Annotated in this window: 13 protein-coding genes; 5 read left to right on the top strand and 8 right to left on the bottom strand. The window is 57.2% G+C overall.

Translation table 11 applies throughout. From position 1 onward, the window contains the following. Positions 1 to 126 precede the first annotated feature (126 nt). Positions 127 to 573 (bottom strand): YhcB family protein, encoded by a 447-nt coding sequence (locus FXO11_RS13235; RefSeq protein WP_148863410.1) that lies wholly within the window; start codon positions 571 to 573, stop codon positions 127 to 129. Between the two features lie 498 nt (positions 574 to 1,071). Between FXO11_RS13235 and zapE the strand changes: the two genes are divergently transcribed. From zapE to FXO11_RS13205, 5 genes are all read left to right on the top strand, one after another. Beyond that, positions 1,072 to 2,169 (top strand): cell division protein ZapE, encoded by a 1,098-nt coding sequence (zapE, locus tag FXO11_RS13225; protein ID WP_148863408.1) that lies wholly within the window; start codon positions 1,072 to 1,074, stop codon positions 2,167 to 2,169. Positions 2,170 to 2,305: 136 nt separating this feature from the next. Beyond that, positions 2,306 to 3,490 (top strand): thiolase family protein, encoded by a 1,185-nt coding sequence (locus tag FXO11_RS13220; protein WP_148863407.1) that lies wholly within the window; start codon positions 2,306 to 2,308, stop codon positions 3,488 to 3,490. A gap of 350 nt (positions 3,491 to 3,840) precedes the next feature. After that, entirely contained in the window at positions 3,841 to 5,676 is a 1,836-nt protein-coding gene (locus tag FXO11_RS13215; protein WP_148863406.1) for a DUF1302 domain-containing protein, read from the top strand. A gap of 33 nt (positions 5,677 to 5,709) precedes the next feature. Next, the gene (locus FXO11_RS13210; RefSeq protein WP_148863405.1) at positions 5,710 to 7,071 is read left to right on the top strand and encodes a DUF1329 domain-containing protein; all 1,362 of its coding nucleotides are present in this window, start codon (positions 5,710 to 5,712) and stop codon (positions 7,069 to 7,071) included. Positions 7,072 to 7,416: 345 nt separating this feature from the next. Further along, positions 7,417 to 10,125: a LuxR C-terminal-related transcriptional regulator gene (locus FXO11_RS13205; RefSeq protein ID WP_148863404.1), complete on the top strand. Its 2,709-nt coding sequence runs from the start codon at positions 7,417 to 7,419 to the stop codon at positions 10,123 to 10,125. A gap of 47 nt (positions 10,126 to 10,172) precedes the next feature. On the opposite strand, the gene FXO11_RS13200 is transcribed toward FXO11_RS13205, so the two are convergent. The 7 genes from FXO11_RS13200 to FXO11_RS13170 all read right to left on the bottom strand — a co-directional run bounded on the left by FXO11_RS13200 (position 10,173) and on the right by FXO11_RS13170 (position 18,358). Continuing rightward, positions 10,173 to 11,144 (bottom strand): acyltransferase, encoded by a 972-nt coding sequence (locus FXO11_RS13200; RefSeq protein ID WP_148863403.1) that lies wholly within the window; start codon positions 11,142 to 11,144, stop codon positions 10,173 to 10,175. A 26-nt stretch (positions 11,145 to 11,170) separates the two neighbouring features. Next, positions 11,171 to 11,557, bottom strand: a complete 387-nt coding sequence (locus FXO11_RS13195; RefSeq protein WP_148863402.1) for a YkvA family protein — start codon at positions 11,555 to 11,557, stop codon at positions 11,171 to 11,173. Between the two features lie 2 nt (positions 11,558 to 11,559). Then, positions 11,560 to 12,471 (bottom strand): glucosaminidase domain-containing protein, encoded by a 912-nt coding sequence (locus tag FXO11_RS13190; RefSeq protein WP_148863401.1) that lies wholly within the window; start codon positions 12,469 to 12,471, stop codon positions 11,560 to 11,562. Between the two features lie 194 nt (positions 12,472 to 12,665). After that, a complete protein-coding gene (locus FXO11_RS13185; protein ID WP_148863400.1) occupies positions 12,666 to 14,849 on the bottom strand; it encodes a hypothetical protein in 2,184 nt (727 codons plus the stop codon). 139 nt (positions 14,850 to 14,988) lie between these two features. Then, on the bottom strand, positions 14,989 to 15,543 hold the full coding sequence (locus FXO11_RS13180; RefSeq protein ID WP_148863399.1) for a YfaZ family outer membrane protein: 555 nt from the start codon (positions 15,541 to 15,543) through the stop codon (positions 14,989 to 14,991). A 152-nt stretch (positions 15,544 to 15,695) separates the two neighbouring features. Next, entirely contained in the window at positions 15,696 to 15,896 is a 201-nt protein-coding gene (locus tag FXO11_RS13175; RefSeq protein ID WP_148864917.1) for a DNA gyrase inhibitor YacG, read from the bottom strand. 113 nt (positions 15,897 to 16,009) lie between these two features. Then, entirely contained in the window at positions 16,010 to 18,358 is a 2,349-nt protein-coding gene (locus tag FXO11_RS13170) for a response regulator (protein WP_227545902.1), read from the bottom strand. Positions 18,359 to 18,382: the final 24 nt, after the last annotated feature.

Here is an 18,382-nt window from a genome sequence, read left to right as displayed (position 1 = left end):
CAACACTCTTTTATTCCGTTATTTTCTCAATGCATTAGGGTAATACATTTATAACAAGCCACGTCGAAGCAGCCCCAGAGGCTGCTCCGACAGAGTAGCTGCTCACAGCAACTACATTCGACCCTCTCAGGCCTTGTTCTTCTCCTCAACGCTGTTTTCCTTGAGACCATAGTCCTCAGCCAGCGTGCCTTTCTCTTTGGGGTCGCTCTTCGGCGCATAATCCCGGGGCGGCTCGAAGCCGCTATCCTTCTTGCGGTCGAGCCGAGCGGTTTCATCCTTACTATTCAGTTCGTCCAGCCACTCTTCATCGTGACATAGCCGGTTGGCACCGCGCGCCATATGCTGGCTAACATCCCGGTACACATCGTTCAGCCGACGCATCATGTGCGCGGATTCCATGAAGTGCTCGTTGACCTGGGCCTGATAGCGGGTGTACTCGCTACGCAACTCGTCGATCTGCTGTTCCAGGCGGCGCTGGCGCAGGCTAGTGCTCTGGCCCGAGCGCCCGATCAGGACGCCGACGATGAGCCCGATGACGAGTGTCGCTAAAGCAATGAGAATGAGTTTGGTCATACTGTTCCTGGCCCTGAATTCAAAAATGACGTGGTTGTCCGAGTATACCGTCTGACCCGCGGAACGCCCATGCCTGATCGTACTCCTATCGTCGAATAGACCCGGCATTGATATCGAATAGGTCAAACCTTCGCCAGCAAGGGCTCACAAGACTTGCTGTGCATCTATTCACATCATGGAGAAAAAAGACGAAATCAGCGACAATACGGCGCCTTATTGGTCAGGTCGCATCGAGTAAGGCTATTCATCGACTGAGGCTTATAGCGTCACCGATTAAAACAGCGCCACCGATCATAAAAACGGCTCCGTCAGTGAGATTGACTACTCCATTGAGCGAAATTGAGAATGTCGAAATAAAAAGGCGTCGAGATAAAAAGCGTCGAGATAAAAAGCGTCGAGATAAAAAGCGTCGAGATAAAAAACGGTGTCGAGATTAACAGTATCGAGATTAGCCGTATCGAGATTAAGAGTACCGCACGCGTGAGGCAAGAGTACCGCATGACCCCTTGGGAACGATATCAGCAAGACCTCCAGAAAGACGGCTTCGAAAAAGACGCCGCGCAGGAAGATGCCGTCAAGCGTCTCCAGGCACTGTACGACAAACTCGTTGAATCTGAAAGGCAGCGCCAGAAGACCTTCAACCGTCTCCGGCGCAAGCTCAGTGGCGGTCGCGAGGAGCCGGTCAAGGGCCTCTATTTCTGGGGCGGTGTCGGGCGTGGCAAGACCTATCTGATGGACACGTTCTACGAGTCGCTGCCGTTCGAGCGCAAGATGCGGGTCCATTTCCACCGCTTTATGCAGCGGGTACACAACGAGCTTAAATCGCTTAAGGGTACTAAGAATCCGCTGGAAACCGTCGGGCAGCGCTTTGCCGAAGAGGCTGCCGTCATCTGTTTCGACGAATTTTTCGTGTCCGATATCGGGGACGCCATGATTCTGGCGACCTTGCTCGATACGCTGTTCGACCGCGGGGTGACGCTCGTTTGCACCTCGAACATCGTGCCCGACGGTCTTTACAAAAATGGGTTACAACGGGCGCGCTTCCTGCCGGCCATCGATCTGGTCAAGAGATATACGGATGTGGTTAATGTCGACGGCGGCGTGGATTACCGGCTGCGGACGCTGGAGCAGGCGGAGCTTTTTCACACGCCCCTGGGGTCCTCGGCGGATGCCAGCTTGCGGCGCAGTTTCGACAGCCTGGCAGTCGAGTGCGTCAGGGACTCGCTGGAACTGGAGATCAACGGCCGCAAGATACGGGCGTTGGCCCACTGCGAAGATGTGGTCTGGTTCGATTTTGACGCCCTGTGCGATGGGCCGCGTAGTCAGAACGACTACATCGAACTGGCCCGTGAGTTTCACGCCATTATTATCAGCAATGTACCGGTGCTCGGCGGCGACAAAGACGACCAGGCCAGACGCTTTGTCAATATGGTGGACGAGTTCTACGACCGTAATGTCAAGGTCATCATGTCGGCCGCCGCACCGATCCACGAACTCTATGCGGGTGGGCGGTTGAATTTCGAATTCGAGCGAACCGAGTCCCGACTGCTGGAAATGCAGTCGCACGAGTACCTCGAAGCCCCGCATAAGCCCTGACAGGTACCAACCCTAGACAGCAACACAAACCATAAGGCGTCAGCACAACCGCCGGACAGGTTACCTGTGGAGGGGTTGCCTGTGGTGGGGGCCGCGCAGGTGGACTTCAAGCTTGACTCACTGATGAGGAATTAAAATGAGCCACGACAACGTTGTAATTGTGAGCGGCGCCCGTACGCCGATGGGCGGTTTCCAGGGAAGCTTAGGTAGTGTCAGTGCCGTGGAGCTTGGAGCGATTACTATCGCCGAGGCTGTGCGCCGCGCTTCGCTAAAGCCGGAAGACGTCCAGGAAGTCATCATGGGTAACGTGCTGCCAGCGGGGCTCAAGCAGGGGCCCGCGCGTCAGGCTATGCGCCAGGCTGGGTTGCCGGACAGCACCGGCGCCACCACGATAAACAAGCTATGTGGTTCCGGTATGAAGGCAGCCATGATGGCTCACGACCTGATCAAAGCGGGTACCAACGAGATTATGGTGGCTGGCGGCATGGAAAGCATGTCCAACGCCCCGTACGTGCTGTTGGGCGCGCGCCAAGGCTATCGCATGGGGCCTGGCCAGGCGCCGCAGGATCACATGTTCCTGGATGGCCTTGAGGATGCAGAAACCGGCCGGTTGATGGGGGCTTTCGCACAGGATATGGCCGATAAGAAGGGCTATACCCGCGAGGAGATGGACGACTACGCCATTAATTCGCTCAAGCGCGCCCAGAAGGCCATCAAGGCGGGCCTTTTAAAAGAGGAAATCGTCCCGGTCACGGTGACATCCCGTAAGGGCGAATCGATCGTTGAGGATGACGAGCAGCCGTTGACGGCTAACTTGGAGAAGATTCCGACGTTGCGCCCGGCCTTCAAGAAGGACGGTACGGTCACCGCCGCCAATGCGTCGTCGATATCCGATGGCGCCTCTGCCTTGGTTTTGATGCGCGAAAGCGAAGCCGAGCGCCGTGGACTCAAACCGATGGCGCGTATCGTTGCCCACGCCAGCCACTCCCAGCACCCGTCGGAATTCACCTGCGCACCGGTGGGCGCCATTAAGACGTTGTTTGAGAAGGCTGGCTGGGCCAAGGACGATGTGGATCTGTTCGAGATCAACGAAGCCTTCGCCATGGTGGCTATGATGCCCATCCGGGAGCTGGCGCTGGATCCGGAAAAGGTAAATATTCACGGTGGCGCCTGCGCCCAAGGCCATCCGGTAGGCTCCACAGGGTCCCGTCTGATCGTCACGCTGATGCACGCCCTCAAACGCCAGGGCAAGAAACGCGGTATCGCCGCTCTGTGCATTGGCGGAGGCGAAGCGACCGCTATGGCCATTGAAATGCTCTGAGGCCTTACGTTCGGTCATCTCCGATCTTTCGCGATGTTCTCTGTCGGGCGGCAAGTGCTGCCCGACCGCGGTAAAGGGGGCGCCAGCTTTCGCCCAACTGGTGGCAAGCCGGAATAGCGTCTATATTGATTCTGACCGCCGGGCCGGTGCTCCCAGGGGGAGGTGCCAGTTTGGACATTTCGGAAGCGCCATCGACCTGCGAGTCCGCAAAATCATACTTTTGACTGATCAAAGCGTCCCACGGGCTTAGCTATAGTGCCAGCATCACGAGTACTGTGCGTGGAGCCTCCGGCATCGTGAAGACCAATAACTAGAGCAGCGACTCAGAACAACAATGGAGTAGCTTTCCAATGACAAGAAAAATTCAGCAGCAGTGGGCGAAATTGCCTCTGGCGGCAGCAGTTGCAGCCACGCTTTCTACCCCGGCTGCAGCCTTTCAGTTCTATCTGGGGGACGTGGAAGCGTCTTTCGACACCACACTGACTGCGGGCGCTGGCTGGCGGGTCGAAGAACAGGACAAGGAGCTGATCGCTCAGGGTAACTTGGGGCCGTCCTTCGCTCCGGGTGGGGCGAACGAAAATATCGGTGCGTCCACCAACAACTACGACGACGGTAACCTCAACTTCGAGAAAGGGGATACCTACAGCAAGATCGTCAAGGGCACCAGCGAGCTTTACCTCAATTACTACACGGATAATGATTATCTCACCCGTGTCGGCGGCTTCGTTCGCGGACGTTACTGGTACGACTTCGAGCTGAAAGACGAATCGCGTGCTGTCGATCCGGTGGGTCAGCAGCGCGAACTGAACCCGGATGCCAAGGACAACGCCTCAGGCGGTGAGTTCCTCGATGCTTACGTCTTCACCGATTGGTATTTCGGCGAAACCCCGGTCAGCATTCGTTACGGTAAGCAGGTCCTGAGCTGGGGCGAGAGTACCTTTATCCAAGGCGGCGTTAACGTTATCAACCCAATAGACGTCAATGCCATTCGAGCGCCGGGCGCCGAGCTTAAAGATGCACTGTTGCCGGTCGAGATGCTCTATACCTCCATCGGCCTGACTGAGAACGTGACGGTTGAAGCCTTCCTGCAGACAGAATGGCAAAAGGTTCGCCCGGATGACTGCGGTACTTTCTTCTCGACAAATGACTTTGCGGCCGACGGCTGTGGTCCGGTTCTTCTAGCCGGTCAACTACCGGATTCCCAAGCGTTCGCGCAGGGCTTTATTTCTCCCCGCCTTGGCGACCAGCAGCCGGATGACCGAGACCAGTTCGGTGCGGCAATTCGCTGGTATGTCCCCGAACTGAACGATTCAGAGTTGGGCTTCTACTACATTCGCTACCATAGCCGTCTGCCGTACGTGAGTGGCGTGGTCAACGATCCGGCCAATGGCAAGCGGTTCCCGGACTACTTCATCGAGTACCCGGAAGGGATCAACCTTTACGGCATCAGCATCAACACCACGATCCCCGGTGGCTGGTCGCTGGGTGCGGAATACAGCTTCCGCGACAACATGCCGATCCAGTGGAACGCTTTCGAGCTGATCTACGGCGGTTTGCAGCTTGAAAATCCGGCGACCGGTGAGCCTGCCAGCCTGCTGGACGTCCAGCGCACAGAGGAAGCCGGTGGCAATGACCTTTCAGGCCAGGTCAGCAGCGGCAACGACCGCTTTAAGGTCTCTCAGGCCCAGATGACGCTGATCAAGTTCTTTGACCAGATCATGGGCGCAAGCCGGCTGACCTTCGTCGGCGAGGTGGGTGCAACATACGTGCATGGCCTGCCGGACTATGACGAAGCCCGCTACGGCCGCTCGGGTACCTACGGTATCGGGGAGCTTGAGGGCGGCGGCTGTATCGCGCTCAACATCAATGATAACTACTGTAATAACGACGGTTTCACCACCGACTTCTCTTGGGGCTATCGTGCCCGGTTCGTTTGGGATTATCCGAACGTATTCGCTGGCGTGAATCTGAGCCCGCAATTGGCGCTTTCTCACGACGTGAAGGGCTATGCGCCGTCGCCCGGCGGTAACTTCAACGAGGGTAGCAAGGCTGTGGGCGTCTCCCTTACCGGTGTTTACCAGAACCGTTACAGTGCAACCGTTGGCTATACGAACTATTTTGGCGGCGACTTCAACGAACTTGCCGACCGGGATAACGTCAGTGCCAGTGTATCGGTTTCCTTCTGATCGGGCCTGAATTCGTATAACGAGGTAGATTCAATGAAATTAAATAAGAAACTGATGGTTTCCGGTATCTTCGCTGCCTCCATGCTGAGCGGCAGCGTTATCGCGGCAGTCTCGTCGGAGAAAGCCGCACAACTGGGCAATTCACTGACTCCCATAGGCGCCGAGAAGTCAGGCAATGGCGGTGCGATCCCGGCCTGGGACGGCGGCTTGCAGGCTATTCCGGCGGGTTACGAGGGTGACGGTATTTATGTCAACCCGTTCCCTGACGAGAAAGAAGAGTTTCGCATCGACCAGAGCAACGTCGATCAGTATGCGGATAAGCTTTCTCCCGGCCAGGTGAAGATGATCAAGAAGTACGACGACTACTTCATTCCGGTCTATCCGAGCCACCGCACGGCGGCCTACCCGCAGGAGATCTACGAGGCGACTGCGGAAAATGCCACCCAAACGAATTTGATCCCGAGCGGCAACGGGATGGATAACTACACCAGAGGCATTCCGTTCCCGATACCGCAGAATGGCCTTGAGGCTATCTGGAACCACATTACCCGTTACCGCGGTGGTTCCGTTTCGCGTAATGTCGGCCAGGTAACGCCAACGGCCGATGGTGCCTATAGCGTCGTCAAGTTCCAGGACGAACTGACCTGGCGTACCGCCCTGGAGGATTTCGATCCGAACGAAGATCAGAACGTGCTGTTCTACTTCAAGCAGGCGATCACAGGACCGGCCCGCCTGGCAGGTAACGTGCTGCTGGTCCACGAGACCATTAACCAGGTCCAGGAACCGCGTCGCGCGTGGGTTTACAATGCCGGTCAGCGCCGCGTTCGCCGTGCGCCCCAGGTTGCCTACGACGGTCCGGGTACAGCCGCAGACGGTATGCGGACTTCGGACAACTTCGATATGTTTAACGGTGCGCCTGACCGCTACAACTGGGAGCTGATCGGCAAGAAGGAAATGTACATCCCGTACAATTCCTACAAGCTGACTGACCGGGACCTGAGCTATGACCAGATCATAAAGCCTGGCCATATCAACCAGGAACTGACGCGTTACGAGCTTCACCGGGTGTGGCATGTGAGCGCCACGCTGAAGGACGGCGAGCGTCATATCTATGCACGCCGAGACTTATACATCGATGAGGATACCTGGCAGGCTACGGTGATCGACCATTACGACGGCCGCGGTGAGCTGTGGCGTGTGGCCGAAGCGCACAGCATGTACTTCTACGACCGGGAGGTGCCGTGGTACGCCATCGAAACGCTGTACGACACCCTGTCCGGTCGTTATCTGGCGCTGGGTCTGACCAACGAAGAAACTAACCCCTACGAGTTTGGCGTTGAGCGAAACTCAAGGGAGTACACGCCGGCCGCCCTGCGCCGCGCTGGCACGCGTTAATCGCAAAACGTCTAACGTGCGTAAGCCTCGACCGTTGTCGGGGCTTTTTTTTGTCTTTTTGATGCTTTTTTGTAACTTCCGAAAGGTGCGAAATATTGTCAAATCAGGAGGTTGAGTGCTGTAAGGCCTTTTGCGATTGTTATGAATGTTGTATTACTCTAGTGAATGGAGAAAATACGAGTGCACCGAGAAAATAATAGAATAAACAGAGCCGGCACCCAGGGCGCGTAAGACGTCAACGTGGAATAACCGGACGGAACGACGAATAAAAACAAGGAGAATAATAAATGCGACACCACTCCCGTGCGATTGGCCTGGATCGTACAGTTTCAACTGGGGCAACTATTGAAAAGTATTCACGATGTACAAGCGGCGAACGATGACTACGCCGGTCAGGCCCGGGTAGCGCAGCCCGGCGATCTTATTTGGGATCTGTTAACCCACCGTATTCGAATCCCGTCCGCCGCCGAGGACATGCTGGAAAGACCGGCCTTATACCGGCACATTGACTCGGCGATCAAGCCAGGACGTGTCTTGTTGCTGGAAGCACCCGTCGGCTACGGTAAAACTCAGGCGGTCAGGGCCGTTGCAAGAGAGCGGCGAAACGTGGCCTGGTTGACTCTGGAATCCCGGGACAACGAACCGCTCAGGTTTTTGACGCTTTTGGCCATCGCGCTCAAGCAGGATCAACAGCTTGGTCGCTCACCCCTCCAGCGAGACGTTTACCACGATTTTGTCTCCCTCATGCTCCAGTCTTACCAGCATGCCCGGGAGGCCGGCATCGAGGGCCTGCCCGACTGCCTTGTGCTGGACAATACGCACTGGTTGTCGCAGGTGTCGACGCGGGAGATGGTTGCGCAGTTAATCGCCGAGCTGCCCGAGTCACTATCGCTGGTCATCGTCTCCAGCGAACAGGTTCACTTTTCTACCCACGGCCCCGCTATCGCTGGCCGCCTGCAGCGTATTGGCGTCGACGAACTGGCCTTGTCCTTAAACGAAACAGCGACGCTTTTCGCCGATGAGATGTCCCATGGGCGCATTTCCGTCACCACGGTCGAACACCTGCATCACCTGTCCGAAGGCTGGCTGACACCGTTACAGCTTTACCGCCTGGAACTGAACACGGCGGATGCCTTGGGGCGGGCGATTTCCGAGAGTCCCGGCGTGGCCCGCTTTTTCCGCGATGGTCTGTTGGCTCGATTTACCGCTGAAGCCCAGGCAACGCTTTTCCAAATGGCCGAGCCCGATTTGATCAGCGACGCGCTTTTCCATGCCATCCACGAGCCGCTGGGCAACGGAGACCTGACCCCGTCCGGCGCCTGTCAGAAAGGTCTTCCATTGTGGCCGGTGGCGGGCAAGGGGCGTTGGTACCGTTTCAATCCGCTGTTTCGCGATTGGCTGCTGGCCAGGGGGCTCAATGGTCGGTTCGAACGTGCGGTCAGGGCCAGTCAATGGTTCGAATCGCGCGGAGACCGGTCGGAGGCGCTGACGTACGCTCTGCGTGCACAGGATGCCGACCGCGCGCTGGATATTGCCGCATCGGGTTCGGAAGCCTTGTTAGCGGGGCAGGATACCGGAGCGCTGCTGAGCTGGCGTCAACATCTCCCGGCGCATCTCGTAGAGAAAAGCCCCCGGTTGCGACTGGTGTACGGCTGGGTGCATGCAATCGGCGGGCAGTTCGCGCAGGCGGAAAAGCTGATATCCGGATTGCCGGAAGATGAGCTCCAGTCACTCGGTGGCCGTTTGTCGGCCTTGAAGTCGTTTATCCTGCGCGGCCGCGGGGCTATTGCTCCAGCGCTGGCGGAAGCCGATCAGGCTCTACAGGATCCGGCGCTGTCCGATCATGCCCGGTTGATGGCGTTGTTAGTGCGTTCAAGTGCACTGTGCGCCACACAGTGCTACGCCGAAGCGCGTAGCGCCAATCGAAGCGCGGCCCGGTTGGCCCGTGAATCCGGCGATGCGGGTTGCGAGATACTGGCGGTTTACGATCATGCCCGTATCGAACTCGGCAAGGGCTACCTCAAGCGAGCGGAAACACTGATTCGCAGGGGGCTGGATGTCGCACTGAACACGCCCTATCAACCGCCAAGGGTGGGCGAAAGTCGTCTGCAGTTGAGTCTCGCCCTGGCGCTTTGGCACCAGGGGCGCTTCGACGAGGCTGAAACTAGCCTTGTGCGTTCCGCTCGTCAGGCGGAGCAGTGCCGCGACCTGGGCTTGTTGCTGAACATGGCCTTGCGTGTATTGATTGCCAAGTCCCGGGGCGAGTTGGAGCAGGCATTCAGTTGGATAGGCCAGGCAGAGAGAACGATGCAGCTCTGGCAGGTGGACGATGTGGTTTACCGGCCGATTCTCGAAGCGCTAAAGGTTTCCTGCTGGCTCCATGGCGATCAACTCGATCATGTTAGCGAGGCGTTGCGTAAGCTGCCGATGGATGAGCAGGATGACCGTATCCCGGAACTCTTCCCCATGCTGCCGGGGCTACTCGAGGCCATGCGTATTCGTTTGCACATCGCCAACGGCGAGCTGGACGCGGCACAGGCGAAGCTTGATGTTTACGCCGTGTCAGGCGGGGAGAACGGTCTGGTGCCCCAGGGCCACCTCATCTACTCGAAAATCCTTCAGTCACTGATCCACGACAGGGCGGGCAAGCCTGATCGGTCCTTGGTGCTGTTACGCGAGGCGGTGCAGGATGCGGCCCGCGAAGAGTACGTCAGTCCGTTTGTGGAAATGGAGCGTTCTCTGCGAACGCTTCTGCCAAAGGTTCTGGCGACGGCTGGCGATTCGGTGTTCTACGACAAGTTGCGACTCTACTTCCGGGTGGAGAAGAGTGGCCATCCCAGCGTGGTTGGGGAAGCGTTGGCAGAGCCTATCAGTGACCGGGAGCGGGGTGTGCTCGAATTGATCGCGATAGGATTGTCGAATCAAGACATCGCCGACCGCCTGCACATCTCACTGCATACCGTCAAAACCCATGCGCGGCGTATTAATGCCAAGTTTGGGGTACGCTCCCGGACCCAGGCCATCGTTCGGGCGCGTGAACTGGGGGTGTTGTAGGCGTAACTCGTCGGCGCAGGTGGCAAAAAGGTGGCAAAAAGTGCCAGTCACGCCGCCGACGTCTCGACGTCTTCTGGATGGTTCGCCGGCTCTGTGCCCAGTAATGCTTCGACCCGCTGGTCCTTTTCGGACCAGATTTCGTCTATCCAGTTCTGAAATTCGTCTTTCAACTTTTCATCGTTGACATAATCCATGCCCAGAAACGGAGGGGGGATATCGACGGTACGGATGTGGATGACAATCTTCTGTATCCTGCCGCAAAGGTAATCCCAGATCCCGTAAGGCCTGCCTGGGCGCGCCTTGCTACCCGAATGGACGGGGCTATTCGGGTAGACGATAGTGACGTCCAGCATTTTGTGCATCATCTCTCCCATAGCTCCCAGCACGAACGCCGTGCCGCCGGCTCTGGGTTTGAGTAGATGTTTGTACGGCGACTGTTGGCTAGCGTGTTTCTCCGGGGTGAAACGGGTGCCTTCCATGAAATTGAACACGGTGACCGGCGTATAGCGAAATTTTTCACAGGCCATGCGGGTCGTTTCCAGGTCTTTGCCTTTGAGGGAAGGGCGCTTGGCGATTTGCTCCCGGGTGTAGCGACGCATGAACGGAAAGTCCAAGGACCACCAAGCGACGCCTAGCAACGGAACCCAAATCAGTTCTTTTTTGAGGAAGAATTTTAGCAGGGGAATACGGTCGTTGAGCACGTACTGGATCGCCGGTATGTCTGCCCAGGATTGGTGATTACAGGTGACCAGATACCAATCGTCGCGAGCAAGACCGTCAACGCCTTCAACGTGCCACTCGATACGGTGTAAAAGGTCTGCCAGCCGATTATTAAAGCCGATCCACAGGTAAGCAATGGTGTTGAGGGCTTTGGTGCTCGCGGTTCGTGTACTCTGTAGCGGAATCAGCAGCTTGAAGAAGGCAAAGGCCAGTAGAATCGGAAATAACAACAGCGTGTTGGCTAGAATCAACAGGGCCGCGAGACAGCCTTTTAGCTTCGCGGGCAGGAAATTCAGCATGTGAACGAACTCTCAGGCAATAAGACTCAGTCTGATGGGTGTGTTGGGTGCCTGTCGCCCAATAGGCGGTGGCTGGCGTGGCGTGCCTTAGCCCGTGCCGTAGGCGTAACATGGACGCCGAGTGCAGCTAGGGCAGCCGCCATGACGTAGACATCGTCGGTGTAACCCAACACGGGCGTCAGGTCGGGTACGGCGTCGATCAGGCTGATAAAGTAGCCTAAACTGCCAGAAATAACAGCCTTGCACCATACCGGCGTGGTGGGCTCCTTGAGGGTGTAGAACAGGGTCAGGCCGAGTTCCACCGGCCGGCGCCCCAAGGCTTTGGTGCGTTTTTGCACTTTGGACCAGAAGTTTTGTTCAGAATACTGTACCGACCAGTTATCTTCTAACGCGTTGATTTCCGGCGTTCTCATCGTCAGCCCTCGTTCTTGGCGATACCCCCGGGTGTAAATGCATCTTCGCCCGCCGTTGCCAGCTGCAGAAGATCCGGCAGTGAGTCGCGCTCTCCAATCAGAGATTTATACTGCTGATCATAGTATCCAAGATTGTTGTAGCTGATCATAGACTGGATTTCCTCTACATACGCGGCGCCCCGCTCGGAGTAGCCAATCAAGCCTTGCGCAAGCGCGGTTCCACTGGGAAAGCGGTCCTTGGTGCGGGCTTGCTCGCGCGTGTTGCGTAGAGCCTGGTAGGTGTCGTGCCGGTTCAGGTTGGTGATGTAGGCCCTGATCGACGCATAGGGCGACTCGAAGCTGGCCACTTCGTGAGAGGCCCCCTCGTTACGGCTCAGTGGCACCAGGCCGCACCCGGCCGAGAAGCACCACTGGCCGAACAAGTTGTTGCCCTTTCGCGCGAAACGTGAGGTTCCCCAGGCCGATTCGTTGGCGGCTTGGGCCATGATGAGCGACGGTGGGATGACATCCAGGCGCCGATTGAGCAACTCGTACATTTCTGTGGAAGCCAAGTCGGCGTCCACGCGCAGGCGCTCTGCCTGGCGCTGCAACCACGCGCGCTCGGTTTCGTTTAGCTCCGGTTTGCCTTCCAGCGTTTGTAGATTCTCCCGCAGCATCAGTACGCGCGTGTTGGCAAGTACAATGCGGGGATAAAGGAAGGAGAAGAACGCCGATTTTTTCTCCGCGGTATCGCTGAAGGTACTGAAATCCGGCAAATCGGAGTGGGCCCAGTCCGGCAGCGACGGCAGGGCGTCCAGCGTAACGCTATCCTGATCGTATTCCGGTTGGTAATCGACAGGCTCGTGCAGCGTGCCCCATGCAAAAGCGAGCACCAGCGTAACGACCATACCGGTCAGTTTCGCACCTGCTGACATACGTCCTCCAATAGCGGCGTTGCGTCGTTAATTATATTGCGACGCTAATTAGGCGGTGACGCGATTAAGACTGCGAAACGCTAATTAGCTAATAACGCGAATTAGATGCTCACGCTTTAGGTAGTCACGCGAATTGTAGCAGGTTACGAAACGGACCTTGGTTTGGGTTTCTTGTCCGGTTTGTTGTGTTGTTGTTACTCGGAGGCATTCTCACGTATGCCCAGGATGAGGCCGAGGTAGTCTGCGCCGCCACCGGACGACTTTCGAACCCGCATCACCAGGTACTCGCCGTCGCTAGAAAGAAAACCTTCGAGAGCCAGTTCCCCGCTGCCGTCGCTTAAGGACAGCTGGCCGGTCGTTCCGCTTTGGCTATACGAGAGCGTCGTAGCTGTACCGTTTACCGATTGTGGCGTTGTCAGTTGGCGCGTGCTGATTTCCTGACCGACTTCCAAACCGGTCAAAGCGATGCTCGCCGTCGAGGCGCTGGTGAAAGATAACTGCCCGCCCTGGATCTGACGGAGATAATGCGTATCCGGCCCGAGTCCAGCCATCGTGCCCTGCAAGCGATAATTCGGATTGGAAAGGTCAGGCGCCGTCGTCGTCCGCTTTAGCGCGACCAGAATGCCATCGCCGTTGGTTGGGTTATTGAGGTTGAACGCCACCAACGTGCCATCCGGATTACTGGCGCCAATGCCGTCTTGAGCGCGGGCGTTATTGCTGACGTTCTCCAGGACCAGATTAAGGCGGCCATTGTCTCTAGTGCCCTCGCTGGTTTGAGAGCTCCTGGTGCCCAGCTTTGCCGTGTCCAGTCGCGGCGCAGTGGCTGCACCTACCGTCCCGTTGGCGCTACGGTTAATTTCCAGCGTGTCGCCTTGTTGCGCGTAACGGCCATTGGTCGCTTCTTTATCCCAGGTTCCCACAAGGGATTCGGCGCGAAACGGATAAGTCTCATCGCCAAGTTGAACCGAAAAGCTGACCAGATTATAGGCATCAGCGAGGGTCGAAAGTTGGAAATCACGACTTTGAGTGAGCGAAAGATCGAGCACTGACATGAAATGCTCCTCTACTTCGGCGCCACGGTCGTAACCTTCTGGCTTACTCTCCAGCTCAATGGCCTTGCCCCCGATGAAATAGCTGGCGAGTAACGCGCTGGGCGCCCCATTGAGCAATTGCAGGTGGGCGTCCAGATAGAATGGATTGCGTGTCCAGCCGATGGGCTGAGCACTGCTTTTATCGGTGATACTTTGATAGAGCGATTGGCCGGCCATCAAGCGGTCGTTATTCTCGATGCCAGCCGCGCTCGGCGACGTCGAATGCGTGTTGATACCCCAAAATTCCCGGCCTCGCGCGTCGAAGGCATTAGTAGGGAACCGGGAGAGGGTGGCACGCTCATAGGGTATGTCGCTGGCCATAGAGGTAACGCTGATATTGAAAACTTCGAAGGAGGCCATGCTTAGCCCCGGGTAAATGTATGCGGTGCCCGAGCTTTCCAGTTTCTCCTCGTAGCCCCGGCGCGTGCCCCATTGGGCTGCCGGTTGATCGGAAAAGCGGCTGCTGCGACCCAATTCCAGCCCAAAAAAGACGCTATTCATATCCACGGAATCGGCAGAGATAACCCCCGAAACGGCCGGAGGCACCTGCGCCAAATCAGTCATATTGTTCACATAACCGGAAAAATCGGCACGTTCCTCCAGCAGGTCGACAGCGCTATCCAGGTCATTGCCGTCGGGGATATTGATTTCGAAGTCCTGAACCTGGTCCGCAAGCGTCGGCCAGACGAACTTATTGATGCACAGCGCGTCGTCGCTGGAATTGACGCAATCCATGACGGTTTCGAACTCTGGCGCGCTATACCCCCCCAGCCCATAACGCACCACGTATTCCGAGAAGGGGTTCACTTTGATATCGCGATCGCGGTCCGTCGCAAATGCCCGAATGCGCGTGCCGTCATAGTCGATTTCGATCAGCACGTCAGGGCCCTGAGGCTGGCCGGTGGGAAATTCGATGACGTCGAAGCCATCGTTGTCTAGCCCGCGTTCAGTATCTACGGAAGCAATCGGGCGCAATGTCTGGTTGGTGCGATAGACACTGATGCTATCGGGTTGGACCAGGCGGAGGTTGCGGCGGGAGAGCGGTGCATCCGGAGCCATGGAGCTGGGCACTTCCACTGTGATCCGAACCTGATTTTTGTCGAGGCCATTGGAATTGCTGGTGTCGCCGGTGCTCGATTCCGAGAAGCCATCGCCGGGATTTTTATTGCCGGGAAAGCTGTTGGGACGCGCGCCGGCATCCTCCACTGCATCGTCGCCGCCCCCGCCGCAAGCGGCGAGGAACATCGTCAGGCCAATCATGCAAACCAAGCGAGTAACCGAAGACATAAGCTGCCGCAATCCCTGTGTTGTTATATTAAAGGGGGCAGGTTAGCAATGGGAGGGGAGGTAAACAGTGAGGCATGCCACGGAATCAAAAAAACGGGGCACTCGGCCCCGTCGATAGTTTACCGAGCAGACTTCAAGCTCAGAAAAATATCTTCATGCCCGCCATGAGGCCTTCGTCAAGATTAATGTCGCCGCTGGGATCGAGCTCGGTGTTGAGGTAGCGATACCCACCGAATATTTCTGCATTGCGGATCACGCGATAGCTCACTCGCGCTTCGAAGCTGGTCATGTCATCGGAATCGCCGAAGGAGAGGATACTTGGCGCGTAATGCAGGCTGCCGCCTACGGACAGGCCGGGTACGTTGGGAATATTCATATTGGCGAAACCGCCCAGGCCGATGGCGCCCCCGTCCACGTGATCGTCATCCCAGCCGATGGCGCGCATGCCGATACCCGCGGTGGTGGGTAAGTTACCGATAGCGGTACGTCCCTGGGCATGCAGGTCGATGTTGGCGATGTGGCGGCTGCCCTGATGGTAGGTGTAGCCGACGCCACCCTGGATGTCGGACGTGGTTGGCGTGAAATTGACCTGTCCCTTGGCAGAATCGTCAGTCAGGCTGAGCTCGAAATCGGCGCCCAAAGCTGGGGTTGTGGCGACGGCGAGTGCCAGGATGGAGAGGCGGCTATATTTCATGGATTCACCCTTGTAATACGTTCTGATGGAATCAGCGGCACATGGTAGCTATGGGCTTGGGGCCGCTCAACTTAAAGCTGGGTAACACGGTCAGGTTGTTTCCTGCGGGTCTTCCATGACGTCAGGCAACGACAGTGTGTCGCTAACGGATACTAATGCCTTGACGGCTCCGAGTCCTCTTCTTCCCCAAGCGGGATCTCGTTGGGATCTACAGGTTCGGCAGGAATACGGAAGTCCTCATTCGCCCAGGCGCCGAGGTCAATCAGCTTGCAGCGTTCGCTGCAGAAGGGGCGATGAGGGTTGCCCGTGTCCCATTCGTTGTCTTTCTTACAGGTGGGGCAAGTCACTAACATGGCGATCTGAGTACCGGGTTTGTTGCAAAGAGACGTTTGTCGTACGGAAACTGTTGTCGTCAAGAAACGTTGATTTCCTGAAGAGGCTGTTTTCGCAGACTATGGTAACTAGCTCAGACGTCGATTGCACTCTGACAGAATTGTTCCAGGATGGCTCGCAGCATCTCCATATTGACCGGCTTGGCGACGAAAGCATCCATGCCGGCGCGCCGGCAACGTTCTTCATCTTTTTCCATCGCGCTTGCGGTCAATGCAACGACCGGGACATGCGTCCGATTCTCTTCGCGCTCTAGCTGGCGCAAGCGACGGGTGGCTTCGAATCCGTCGATCCGCGGCATGACGCAATCCATGAAAATAATGTCGAACTGATGCCACTGGATAAGACCGAGGGCGGCCTCGCCATCATTGGCAGTCGTGACGTCGCAGCCGAGCTTTTCCAACAGGCGCCGGGTCAGGGTGCGATTCACCGGATTGTCTTCAACCAGCAAGATGCGCATGCGCTGGCTGGGTAAGGGTGTGCGTTCGCGCTGCTCCTGGGCGGGTTGCAGGGAAAAGCGAGTGAGGAACGTGCGCTGGCCGCTGGCGCGGTCGGCGAACAGTTGATGAAGCATGGGTGTCAGGCAGGATTCGCGCAACGACTTGCTCAGGAAGCTATCGGCGCCCGCCTGCCGGAAATGCTCGGCATCGCCGCGCTGAGGATTGGAAGAAAGCACCAGAATGCGCGTACCTTTCCAACTCGGGTTTTCCCGAATCTGCTGGCAAAACAGGTCGCTATCCATGTCCGGTACGAAGCCGTCGAGAATAATGGCGTCGAAGGGGAGTTCGCCTTCGCTGCTCTGGCGCAAGGCCAGGATGGCTTCAGCGGCGGACTTGACCGCTTCGATCTCCACATCGTGGCGGGAGAGCATTTCCAGCGTGATTTTGCGCGACAGGGCGTAGGAATCCACCACCAGCAGACGCTTGCCCTGGATCATCCGGGTATCCGGCCGCACACGGGTCGAGCCTTCCGGCGCCAGCGCCAGATCGAGTTCGATCCAGAAAGTCGAGCCCTCGCTGGGGGTGCTCTGAACATCCAGGACGCCGCCCATCAGATTGATCAGCTGGCGACAAATGGTCAGGCCCAGGCCGGCGCCCGGAAGCTGCCGGCGAAACCGCTGGCCCAGCTGAACATAGGGCTCGTAGACCAGCGGCAGGTCTTCGGCGTGAATGCCAACGCCGGTGTCCTCGACGGCGACACGGACCTGAATACCCTCCTGACTCCGGCCCAACACTTCCAGGCTGATCAATACGTGGCCCGAGTCGGTAAATTTGATCGCGTTGGAGGTCAGGTTGAGCAGGATCTGGCGCAGCCGAATGGGATCGCCGCGTAGAGCGGAGGGCAGGTTCTCGTCGACCCGAAGCTCCAGCGCCAGACCCTTTTCCCGGGCGCGATCGCCGAGCATGATCACCAGGTCGTTCAGGGTATCCCGAAGATCGAACGCGATATGCTCAAGCACCAGCTTGCCGGCTTCCATACTGGAGATATCCAGCAGGTCGTTGATGATGGCCGACAGGCCCTCAGCTGAAATTTGCAGGGTTTTTACGTAGTCCAGCTGTTCCTGGTCCAGCTTGGTGTCTTCCAGCAGGCTGGCATAGCCGAGTACGGATTGAAGTGGCGTCCTTAATTCATGACTGACGTTAGCGAGAAATAGGTTCTTGGCATGATTGGCGCGTACGGCTTCGTCACGCTCATCCTGAGAGCGCAAGTTGGATTGGCGCAGGTCATCTGCCTCCTCCAACAACTGGGTGCGCATGACGTTAAGGGCCTGTTCCACTTCGCTCAGCTCGTCTGGCCGTGTTGGCGCCTTGCGCCGCAACTTCAGCGGGGCAATCAGGGCATCGAAATTGAGGCGCTTGATATAGTCGGCGATGGTTTCGAGATGGCGAGTCAGGGTAACTCTGACAATTAGCAGCAGGCCCAGGGTGCCTAGCATGACGATGAGGCTTTGGAATAACAGCAGTACAAGGCTGCGGCTGACAATGTCGTTGTAGACGGTCTCCAGCGAGGAACCGATCGTCAGCGTGCCCAGCTTGTGAGACGCGCGATCGGCGCCGTTCAGGAGAATGCTGTACTGTTGCTCAATGTGCTCCTGTTCGATGGGCTGGCCTGAGCGGAAGCGCTCGCCGGTGTCTGACTGAACTTCGGCATATTGCATGGACGGGAAGGCGAGCAAGCCGTCTAGACTTGTCTCCACCGCGTCCATGTCCATTATCCAGAGGTTCTTGCTAAGAATTGGCAAGAGCATCTCCGCGACGCGGTCTTGAACTTCCATCAATTCGCTTTTGCGACGCTCGAACTCGCCCACCATCTGGGCGCCGGTCGCCACGAGAGACAACAGGAAACTGAACAGCAAGACATAAACCAATAGTCTTGCCGCAAGGGGGCGAATACCAAGCTTTCGGAGGGATAATCGTAATGCCACGCTACCGTTTCCCTGGTTCCGAAA

The sequence above is a fragment of the Marinobacter fonticola genome (assembly GCF_008122265.1).
Taxonomy (GTDB): domain Bacteria; phylum Pseudomonadota; class Gammaproteobacteria; order Pseudomonadales; family Oleiphilaceae; genus Marinobacter_A; species Marinobacter_A fonticola.
The sequence above is the reverse complement of the archived record's forward strand: the minus strand, read 5'-3'. Positions and strand labels throughout refer to the sequence as shown.